This is a genomic window from Synechococcus sp. R55.7 (assembly GCF_047461955.1).
In the GTDB taxonomy this organism is placed as follows: Bacteria; Cyanobacteriota; Cyanobacteriia; order Thermostichales; family Thermostichaceae; genus Thermostichus.
Genome location: NZ_JANSIC010000301.1, coordinates 1 through 2,210 on the forward strand (window position 1 = coordinate 1; position 2,210 = coordinate 2,210).

Sequence of the window (2,210 nt, forward strand, 5' to 3'; positions counted from 1 at the left end):
AGTTCCCCCTTCGGGGGGATCCCTAGAAATTGGAAACAATTCCGCCACCGATCCTGGCTATACTGAGGACACGCTCACCCAAAGTAGGGGTGAGCTTTCACTCGGCAGCGATTCACATGAGTTTTTGGAAGGGCCTGTTCGGGTCAGCAGGAGCTGCTACAACCAAAGAGCCGGCGCAAACAGCTAGGGCCGACCGTCGCCAGGAAACGGTGGTGGTACGAGGGGAGACAATCCTCTTCAGCTTGGATCCCAACTTGGATCTGTACGAGCTAGAGGAGCTCTGCGATGCGGTGGGGTGGTCGCGTCGCCCCATTCACAAGGTGAGAAAAGCCCTGCAGCACAGCTTTTTGGTGGTGTCGATGTGGCAGCAGCGGGGCAGCTACCGTCGCCTCATCGGCTTTGCCCGGGCAACGTCCGACCACGCTTTCAATGCCACCATTTGGGATGTGGTGGTTCATCCCGATTTCCAGGGTAGGGGTCTGGGCAAGCGGCTGATGGAAAAGGTGATCCACGAGCTGCGCGCCCGAGACATCAGCAACATCACCCTTTTTGCCGATCAGGGAGTGGTCAGCTTTTACGAACGGCTGGGCTTCACCGCCGACCCTGAGGGGATCAAAGGCATGTTCTGGTATCCCCGCTAGCGTATGGCCCCTGTGGTGATTTTGCCCGGTTATCTGGCGGGTGCGTCGGAGTATGAGCCCCTGCGCCAAGAGCTGGAAGCCCGCGGCTATGCGGCACGGGTGGTGCCGTTGCAGGTGCGCAGTTGGTTTCCCACGCTGGGGGGAAGGCCTGTCACTCCCATCCTGTGGGCCCTTCGAGAGACCATCCAAAAGACCTGCGCTGAGTTTGGGGTTGACCGAGTTAACCTGGTGGCCCACTCCGCCGGCGGCTGGATTGCCCGCATCTACCTGGGATCCGTGCCCTATGGGGGACAGGTGTGGCAGGGGCGGGAGCAGGTCGCTGCGCTGATTAGCTTGGGATCCCCCCACACCAGCCGGGAGCGCTGGACGAAGCGCAATTTGGACTTTGTCAACACCCACTATCCGGGGGCCTTTTGGCCCGAGGTCAAATATGTGTGCGTGGCGGGCAGGGTCATCCAGGGGCAGAGGTTGAGTCTGGGATCCCTGTGGCGACAGGAGCATTATCTGGCTTGGCTGGCCTACAACAGCTATTGGCTCACGGCTGGACAGGGGGAATTGTGGGGCGATGGCATTACCCCCATCGAGGCTGCCCACCTGCAGGGGGCTGTTAACCTCACTCTGCCCAACTGCTACCATTCCGGTCGGGGTGGACGGCGCTGGTATGGATCCCCCGAGGTGGTGGAAACTTGGGCTCAGTATCTGGCTTAGGGCCGGGGTTTAGCTGCCAGGCTTGCTTGGGTCGCCGAGGGAAGTCTCGGGCAAAGAGGCGGCCGATTGGCGGCGTTCCTGCTGACGCCGGGCGGCTTTTACCATCTCCTCGACCACAGCCCGCGCCTGCTTCATGCGATCCAAACTGCTGCGATAGAGCTCCAGATCTTTTCTCACCCGCTCTGTTGAAAAGGGCAGCTTGCTCACCACATTCTCCAAAAAGCGGCGGGTGCGTTCTTCTGGTTCTTCGTAAAGGGACTTGGCCACAACTTCATAGGCTGTGTAAAGGCCAACAGCTAAGACCCGGCTGTAGGCGTAGGGCGGCTGAGTCATGCGCTCCAAAATGGCTTTCAACCCACCCACATCTTCCGCCTCTGGCTTGAGACAGAGGAGATCAAGTCTTTGACGGGGATCCCCGCTTCCCATCAACTCCAGCAGATCGCGGGCATTCTTGCGCAACACCTCCGGCTTGAGGTGCAGAGCCTTACAGAGGGCGTTGAAAATGGCTTCTCGCTGCTCAGGGGGGTGATAGGCTTCCATCAGCCCGTCGTAGAGGGTGACCAGCCCCAAGGCAAAAAACGGATCGTAGACGAAGGTGCTGTTGACGGTGGTCAGGTGCAGCTCCACCAACAACTCCTCCACCACCCGGCGATAGACGGCGTTGATCGGGCGAGGGTAGGCGCTGAAAAAGGCCGCTTTGGTGGCGGAGAGGGTGCGAACAGGATTCACAGGCAGACAAAAATGAGCTTGAGGATGGCTTCTCTGTTTTTTTATTCTCACCTGTGCTGACCCTGAGGGCAAGCTGTGTTGACATCCTCCCCGGCCTGAAGGCTGGAGATTCCTACCACGCTACGCATGGAT

3 protein-coding genes are annotated in these 2,210 nt (G+C 59.5%); 2 read left to right on the top strand and 1 reads right to left on the bottom strand.

Going from position 1 to position 2,210, the window contains the following annotated elements:
• Positions 1 to 116 precede the first annotated feature (116 nt).
• Together NW820_RS11930 and NW820_RS11935 are read left to right on the top strand one after the other, a co-directional pair.
• Positions 117 to 641, top strand: coding sequence for a GNAT family N-acetyltransferase (locus NW820_RS11930; RefSeq protein ID WP_414343795.1), 525 nt, complete (start codon positions 117 to 119; stop codon positions 639 to 641).
• Between the two features lie 3 nt (positions 642 to 644).
• Positions 645 to 1,349: an esterase/lipase family protein gene (locus NW820_RS11935; protein ID WP_011432154.1), complete on the top strand. Its 705-nt coding sequence runs from the start codon at positions 645 to 647 to the stop codon at positions 1,347 to 1,349.
• Between the two features lie 9 nt (positions 1,350 to 1,358).
• Here the strand turns inward: NW820_RS11935 and psb29 are convergent, their stop codons facing one another.
• Complete coding sequence (gene psb29 / locus NW820_RS11940) at positions 1,359 to 2,078, bottom strand: photosystem II biogenesis protein Psp29 (protein WP_041436186.1); 720 nt, start codon at positions 2,076 to 2,078, stop codon at positions 1,359 to 1,361.
• Positions 2,079 to 2,210: the final 132 nt, after the last annotated feature.

Coding starts and splice junctions, on each gene's coding strand:
- NW820_RS11930 (WP_414343795.1), top strand. CDS start 117: ATGAGTTTTTGGAAGGGCCTGTTCGGGTCAGCAGGAGCTGCTACAACC.
- NW820_RS11935 (WP_011432154.1), top strand. CDS start 645: ATGGCCCCTGTGGTGATTTTGCCCGGTTATCTGGCGGGTGCGTCGGAG.